Source organism: Novosphingobium sp., assembly GCF_019748365.1.
Taxonomy (GTDB): Bacteria; Pseudomonadota; Alphaproteobacteria; order Sphingomonadales; family Sphingomonadaceae; genus Novosphingobium.
The window spans coordinates 37,541-45,070 of the sequence record NZ_JAIEPN010000101.1; the positions used below are offsets into that span (position 1 = coordinate 37,541).

General features: G+C 64.8%; 6 protein-coding genes. 2 read left to right on the forward strand and 4 right to left on the reverse strand.

The window, feature by feature from the left end:
* Nucleotides 1-5: 5 nt before the first annotated feature.
* Both K5Q19_RS13020 and K5Q19_RS13025 read right to left on the reverse strand, forming a co-directional pair.
* Nucleotides 6-872 carry an ATP-binding cassette domain-containing protein gene (locus K5Q19_RS13020; protein WP_292945827.1) on the reverse strand — a complete coding sequence of 289 codons (867 nt, stop codon included), beginning with the start codon at nucleotides 870-872 and terminating at the stop codon, nucleotides 6-8.
* Nucleotides 869-1,984 carry an ABC transporter permease gene (locus tag K5Q19_RS13025; protein WP_292945829.1) on the reverse strand — a complete coding sequence of 372 codons (1,116 nt, stop codon included), beginning with the start codon at nucleotides 1,982-1,984 and terminating at the stop codon, nucleotides 869-871. Before K5Q19_RS13025 ends, K5Q19_RS13020 begins: the two co-directional genes overlap by 4 nt.
* Before the next feature lie 120 nt (nucleotides 1,985-2,104).
* Here K5Q19_RS13025 and K5Q19_RS13030 point away from each other — a divergent pair, with 120 nt between their 5' ends.
* Both K5Q19_RS13030 and K5Q19_RS13035 read left to right on the forward strand, forming a co-directional pair.
* Nucleotides 2,105-5,185 (forward strand): valine--tRNA ligase, encoded by a 3,081-nt coding sequence (locus tag K5Q19_RS13030; RefSeq protein ID WP_292945831.1) that lies wholly within the window; start codon nucleotides 2,105-2,107, stop codon nucleotides 5,183-5,185.
* Nucleotides 5,182-5,928: a 7-carboxy-7-deazaguanine synthase QueE gene (locus K5Q19_RS13035; protein ID WP_292945833.1), complete on the forward strand. Its 747-nt coding sequence runs from the start codon at nucleotides 5,182-5,184 to the stop codon at nucleotides 5,926-5,928. The genes K5Q19_RS13030 and K5Q19_RS13035 overlap by 4 nt, the downstream gene beginning before the upstream one ends.
* Here K5Q19_RS13035 and ssb read toward each other — a convergent pair whose 3' ends face one another.
* Together ssb and K5Q19_RS13045 are read right to left on the reverse strand one after the other, a co-directional pair.
* The gene (gene ssb / locus K5Q19_RS13040) at nucleotides 5,929-6,459 is read right to left on the reverse strand and encodes a single-stranded DNA-binding protein (RefSeq protein WP_292945835.1); all 531 of its coding nucleotides are present in this window, start codon (nucleotides 6,457-6,459) and stop codon (nucleotides 5,929-5,931) included.
* A gap of 99 nt (nucleotides 6,460-6,558) precedes the next feature.
* Nucleotides 6,559-7,530, reverse strand: a 972-nt coding sequence (locus K5Q19_RS13045) for a ferrous iron transporter B (protein WP_292945837.1), incomplete at its 5' end; no start/stop codon positions are given.

Here is a 7,530-nt window from a genome sequence, read left to right on the forward strand (position 1 = left end):
TATCCCTATGCCTGAACACCGGCAGTGCCAAGAGCACCGTTGCGCTCGTTTGCCGCACTTGCGGCGCGGCCGCGCGGGCCGTTGAAGTAGGACTTGATCCACGGATGATCGGTCGCGATCAGCTCGGGGATCGTGCCCACTGCGATCACCCGCTTGTCGGCGATCACCGCCACCCGATCACAGATCTCGTAGAGCGTATCGAGATCGTGGGTAATGAGGAACACGGTGAGGCCAAGTGTCTGCTGCAGGCTGCGAATCAGCTGGTCGAAGCCCGCCGCACCGATGGGATCGAGGCCTGCCGTGGGCTCGTCGAGGAACAGGAGTTCGGGATCGAGCGCAAGCGCGCGGGCGAGCCCGGCGCGCTTCTTCATCCCGCCCGAAAGCTCGCTCGGATACTTGCTCGTCGCCTCTGCCGGCAGGCCCGAAAGCAGCACCTTGTAGCGCGCGATTTCATGGCGCAGCTCGTCGCTGATCTCGGGATAGAATTCGCGCAGCGGAACCTCGACATTCTCCGCCACGGTCAGCGTGGAAAACAGCGCGCCGCCCTGAAACAGGATGCCCCAGCGGCAGCGGATATCGATGTCGTCATCGTCGCGCGCATCGGTGATCGGGCTGCCGAGCACTTCGATGGTGCCTTCCTCGGGAATCTGCAGCCCGATGATCGAGCGCATCAGCACCGACTTGCCCGTACCCGATCCGCCGACCACGCCAAGGATCTCCCCTCGCCGGACATCGAGATCGAGGTTCTCGTGGATCACATGCTCGCCGAACGCATTCTTCAGACCGCGGACGCGGATCGGGAACAGGTCCGCCTCGCTCCCCGGCGGAGGCGGCACGGCGCAGGCAGTCAGCAGGCCCCCCTCGTCGCTCATCCCCAGCCCACTTCCGAGAAGAACACGGCAAAGAACGCGTCGAGCACGATCACCATGAAGATCGCCATGACCACCGCCGCCGTCGTGCGCGTGCCGACCTCTTCGGCATCGCTCTTCACCTGCAGCCCCTGAAAGCAGCCCGATGTGGCGACAATCAGGCCGAACACCGGGCCCTTGATCAGGCCGACCCAGACATCGTGCACCGGCACCACTTCCTGAATGCGCGCGAGGAAGGTGAAGAAGGGGATGCCCAGGGTGAGCGCCGAAAGCGCCGCGCCGCCGATGATCCCGATCGCCGCGGAATAGGTGCCGAGCAGCGGCATCATCAGCATGGTCGCCAGTAGGCGCGGGATCACCAGCGCCTCGATCGGGGAAACGCCGATGGTGCGCATCGCGTCGATTTCCTCGGTCAGCTTCATCGTGCCGAGCTGCGCGGCAAAAGCCGAACCCGAACGGCCCGCGACCATGATCGCCGTCATCAGGATGCCAAGCTCCCGCAAGGAAAGCCGCCCGACGAGGTTGACCGTGTAGATCTCGGCGCCGAATTGCCTAAGCTGCACCGCACCCTGCTGCGCGATGACGATGCCGACAAGAAAGCTCATCAGGCCGATGATGGCGAGCGCATTGACCCCCATCAGCTCCATCTGGTGGATCAGCGCGCGCAGGCGGAAGCGGCTCGGATGGCGCAGCAGCACCCCGCTCGCCAGCACGATCTGCCCCAGGAAGCCGAGCACGAGCAGCATGCCCTGCCCTAGCCCGGTCATCACCTCACCGACATGTGCGGGCACGCGCAGCAGGATCGGCAAGCGGTGCGCCTCGACCGAAGCCCGGTTGTCATCGACCGCGCTGATGGCCGCGATCAGCCGTTCCGCCTCGGGCGAGGCCCCGATGATCGGCGCGCCAAGGCGCTGCGAAAGGCTCCACGCGGTCCACGCGCCCACGGTATCGATGCGCGTGGCATGGCTGAGATCGATGGCCGCGATCGGGCCTTCCAGCGCGCGCAGCCGCGGATCGACTGCGCCGAGCGCGGAAACGATCAGCGGGCCGGAAAACACCAGCGTTGTCGCCCCTTCGGCGCTCTGCTCGGTGGAAAAATCGGCTGAAGCCCGCATGGTAGAGGCTACATGCGGGAAATCGGCCCCCGCCGCAAGCACGCCGCATGGCAGGTTCGCACCCGGCTTGCTCCCGCGAACGCTTGCAGCGCCGTCCCTGCGATGGCAAGGCCCCGGATCATGAGCGATACGACCAATCCTGAAGCCAGCGAGGCCGGAACCCTCGCCAAGACGTTCGAGCCAGCGGGGCTCGAGGCCAAGTGGTATGCCCACTGGGAAGCGAACGGGCTGTTCCGCCCCGAGCGCCCCGATGCCGCGCCTTTCACCATCGTGAACCCGCCGCCGAACGTGACCGGCTCGCTCCATATCGGCCACGCGCTCGACAATACGCTGCAGGACGTGGTGATCCGCTACGAACGCCTGCGCGGCAAGGATGCGTTGTGGGTGGTCGGCACCGACCATGCGGGCATCGCCACGCAGATGGTGGTCGAACGCCAGATGGAAGCGCGGCAGGACAAACGCACCAACTACACGCGCGAGCAGTTCGTGGAGAAGGTGTGGGAGTGGAAGGCCGAAAGCGGCGGCACGATCACCGGCCAGCTGCGCCGCCTCGGCTGCTCGATGGACTGGAGCCGCGAGCAGTTCACGATGGACCCGCATTTCACCAAGGCGGTGGTGAAGGTCTTCGTCGACCTCTACAATCAGGGCCTGATCTACCGCGACAAGCGGCTGGTGAACTGGGATCCCAAGCTCAAGACCGCGATCTCCGACCTTGAGGTCGAGACGCGCGAGGTGAAGGGCTCGTTCTGGCGCTTCCAGTATCCGCTGGCAGACGGCGCGGTGCGGGATGACGGGCTGGACTACATCGAGGTCGCCACCACCCGGCCCGAGACGATGCTGGCCGATATGCTGGTGGCGGTGAACGCCGATGATCCACGCTACAAGGCGGTGATCGGCCAGTATGTCGTGCAGCCGCTGACCGGTCGTCGCCTGCAGATCGTGGCCGACGAGCACGCCGATCCGGAGCTCGGTTCGGGCGCGGTGAAGATCACGCCGGGCCACGATTTCAACGACTTCGAGGTTGGCCGCCGCGCCGGGATCAAGGCGGCGGACATGCTCAACATGTTCGATGCCGAAGCCCGCGTGGTGCAGACGGCGGACGGGTTGGTGCCTGCCGAATTCGTGGGGCTCGACCGCTTCGATGCGCGCGCGCTGATCGTGCAGCGGATGAAGGAAGCGGGCCGCCTTGTGCCGCATGTGACGCGCGACAAGGAAGGTCTTGAGACCGAACACGACGCCGAACCGCGCACGATCCAGACGCCCTATGGCGATCGCGGCGGCGTGGTGATCGAGCCGTGGCTGACCGACCAGTGGTACGTCGATGCCGAAAAGCTAGCCGTCGCGCCGATGGAAGCCGTGCGTTCGGGCGCGATCGAGATCGTGCCGAAGACCTGGGAGAAGACCTTCTTCAACTGGATGGAGAATATCCAGCCGTGGTGCGTGAGCCGCCAGCTTTGGTGGGGGCATAGGATTCCGGCTTGGTATGGGCCGAGCTTGGACAACCCTGACGGCTTCAGAGCACCAACGTCTGCCCGAACCCAACCAACGACTTTTCGGGCCTTTGTCGCAGAAGACAGCGAAACAGCGCGAGCGCTTGCCCAAGATTACTATGGCGAAGAGGTCGATGTTGTTCTCCCGAGCGAGGGAGAGGGGTTCAATCAGTTCTCGTCCAATGGCGACCGTTTGACGTCAGTCACGCTCACCCGCGATCCCGACGTCCTCGACACCTGGTTCTCCTCCGCGCTCTGGCCCTTCGCTACGCTGGGCTGGCCCGAAGATCCTCCCCTGGAAGGGGAGGTGGCAGCGCGCAGCGCTGACGGAGGGGTAGCGGGCGAACACCACCCCTCCACCGCCTTCGGCGGTCCCCCTCCCCTTGCAGGGGAGGATAAGCGTGGTTCCCTCCTCGCCAAGCACTACCCCAACGACTTGCTCATTTCCGGGTTCGACATCCTGTTCTTCTGGGATGCGCGCATGGCGATGCAGGGCATTCACTTCATGAAAGAGGTGCCGTGGAAGCGGCTCTACCTGCATGGGCTGGTGCGCGCCGCCGATGGCGCGAAGATGTCCAAGTCCAAGGGCAACGTGGTCGATCCGCTGGGCCTCATCGACAAGTACGGCGCGGATGCGCTGCGCTTCTTCATGTGCGCCATGGAAAGCCAAGGCCGCGACGTGAAGATGGATGAGCGCCGCGTCGAGGGCTACCGCAACTTCGCCACCAAGCTGTGGAACGCCGCGCGCTTCTGCCAGAGCAATGGGATCGTCGGAGCTATCGGCGATCACACTGGCCCGGGCTTCGAACCCGTCTCGGCGGTCAACCGCTGGATCATCGGCGAAGTGGTCGAAACGGTCGCAGCGCTGGATCAGGCGATGGCCGACTTGCGTTTCGATGCCGCCGCCAATGCGATCTACCACTTCGTGTGGGACCAGTTCTGCGACTGGTATATCGAGCTCATCAAGGGCAACTTCGACGACGAGACCCGCGCCGTCGCCGGCTGGGTGCTCGACCAGATTCTCGTCATGCTCCACCCGTTCATGCCCTTCGTGACCGAAGAGCTGTGGCATGCGTTGGGGACGCGCGAGAACGAGTTAATCGTGGCGCAATGGCCTGCCCCGCATGCGAACGTCGATCCCGAGGCAAAAAGTGATTTAGCTTGGCTCGTCAACTTGATCGGTGAAATTCGCCGAGTTCGTACAGAAACAAACGTGCCACCTGGTGCAAGGACTGAACTCTGGCTTGAAGCGCCGCAGGAGCTCAAGAATCTTGAGTTTAAGGTAATAACGGTGGTCCCTGATACAACCATACGGCGCCTGCAGAAGTTTGGGCCTGCAGTCGCCCGACTTGCGCGTTGCACAATCCTGCAAGTGCTCAACACAGGTCAGGCATTCGAACTTGCAACTGGGGTTACCATCGACAGAACACAGCACTCTGCCGACGTAAACGGGGCCGCAGCGCTTGTCATCCAAGGTGATAGCTACCTGCTGCCATTGAAAGATGTCATCGACATCGCCGCCGAAAAGGCCCGCCTCGAGAAGGCGCTCGCTGCTGCGCAGAAGGAAGCCAAGTCGCTCGAAGGCCGTCTTTCCAACCCGGCCTTTGCCGAAAAGGCCAAGCCCGAAGCGGTCGAAAAGGCCCGCGCCGACCATGCCCACCACAGCGCCGAGGCCGCGCGCCTCGCCGCTGCACTGGCGAGGCTGGGATGAGCCTGACGCTCGCGACCACCACGCCCGGCGAGCCGGAAATCTTCCCCTCGTTGCAGGGCGAGGGCCCCTCGGCGGGGCGCCCTTGCGTGTTCGTGCGCCTCTCGCGCTGCAACCTCGCCTGCCGCTGGTGCGACACGGCCTATACCTGGCGCTTTACCGGCGATATCCGCCCGCACCGCGACGATGTGACCTTCGAGCGGATCGAGAACCAGATCACGCTCGAGGTTCGCGAAGTGGCGATGCGCATTCTGGCGCTCAGGCCGACGCGCCTCGTCATCACCGGCGGCGAGCCGCTGTTGCAGGCCCCGGCGCTCGTCAAGCTGATCCCGATGCTCAAGGAAGCGGTCCCTGCGCTCGAAGTCGAGATCGAGACCAACGGCAGCGTCCCGCCGCCCCACGCGATCACCCAAATGGTCGATCAGTTCAACGTCAGCCCCAAGCTCTCGCATTCCGGCAATGCCGAGAGCCTCGCGCTGGTGCCCGAATTGCTGCGCGAATGGTCAGCCAGCCCCAAGGCGTGGTTCAAGTTCGTCGTGGCGGAGATTGATGACCTGAACGAAGTCGCCGAACTGCAGGCCATCTACCGCATCCCGGCAGAGCGGCTGTTTGTAATGCCCGAGGGCACGTCCAGCGAAGTTCTGCGCGAGCGCTCAAAATGGCTCGCGGGCGCCGCGCTCACGCACGGCTGGCGCTTTACCGACCGGCTGCACATCCACCTTTACGGCGATACGCGCGGGACCTGATCAAAACGGGATATCGTCGTCGAGATCGTCGCCAAAGCCGCCGCCACCGCCGCCCTGATTCCAGCCGCCGCCCGACGAAGCCCCGCCCGCACGGCCACCGCCGCCCGAGGAACCACCTTCGTTCCAGCCGCCGCCCGAGCGCTGGCCGCCACCACCGCCCATGCCGCCACCAGAGCCGCCCTGCGGACCGTCCAGCATCGTCAGCGAACCGCCGACCCCGACCGAAATCTCGGTCGTGTAGCGGTCATTGCCCGACTGGTCCTGCCACTTGCGGGTGCGCAAGCTTCCTTCGATGTAGACCTTGCTGCCCTTCTTCAGATAGCGCTCGGCGACGCCGACCAGCCCGTCTGACTGGAGCACGACGGAGTGCCACTCGGTGCGCTCCTTGCGCTCGCCGGTGGCCTTGTCCTTCCACTGTTCGCTGGTCGCGATGCGCAGGTTGGCGATGCGCCCGCCGTTCTGGAAGCTCTTCACCTCGGGGTCCTGCCCGAGATTGCCGATCAGAATGACCTTGTTGACGCTGCCTGCCATTGATTCGTGATCCTGTACCGTGTGAGGCCAAGACCTAGCCCCTGGCGCCGGTCAGAGCGAGTCTGACTGCCTCCATTTCCCACACCTAACCCAGCCAAACTAACCGAGTCCGCAGGCCACCGCGATCCAGTAGGTGATCCCCGCTGCCGCATAGGCAAGGCCGAACAGGTAGGCGAGCATGAACGCGGGCCACGTCCACCCGTTGGTTTCGCGCCGCGTCACCGCGATGGTCGACATGCATTGCGGCGCGAAGACGAACCACGCGAGGAAGGCCAGTGCTGTCGCAAGGCTCCAGTGCGTCTTGAGCTGTTCGCCCAGTGCCTTGCCTTGCGCCTCGTCATCGCTTGCGCCGACGGCATATGTCGTCGCCAGCGCACTGACCGCCACTTCGCGCGCGGCCATTGCCGGGATCAGCGCCAGCGCGATATCGCGGTTGAAGCCGATCGGTTCGATCACCACGGCAAGGCCGTTGGCGATGTGGCCCGCGATCGAAGCGTTGACCTGATCCTGCGGGTTGTCGGCGCGCGGCAGATTGAGTAGCAGCCACAGCACCACGGTCACGCTCAGGATCATGGTCCCCGCGCGGCGCAGGAACACATAGGCGCGCTGCCACAGCCCGAGCGCCAAGTCCTTCACTGTCGGCAGCTGGTACTTGGGCATTTCCATGATGAAGCCCGAAGCCGCGCCCCTGGTCACCGTGCGCCGCAGCAGCAGCGCCGCGCCCATCGCGCCGAGCACGCCGAAGACATAGAGCCCGAACAGCACGAGGCCCTGCTGGCCGACACCCGGCAGAACCCGGGCGTTGGGCACGAAGGCGGCGATGATCACGGTGTAGACCGGCAGGCGCGCCGAGCAGGTCATCAACGGTGCAATCAGGATCGTGGTCAACCGGTCCTTGGGATCGGTGATGCTGCGCGTCGCCATGATACCGGGCACCGCACAGGCGAAGCTCGACAGCAGCGGAATGAAGCTGCGGCCCGAAAGGCCGACACCCGCCATCGCGCGGTCCATCAGGAAGGCGGCGCGGGCCATGTAGCCGGTCGCTTCCATCGTCAGGATGAAGAAGAACAG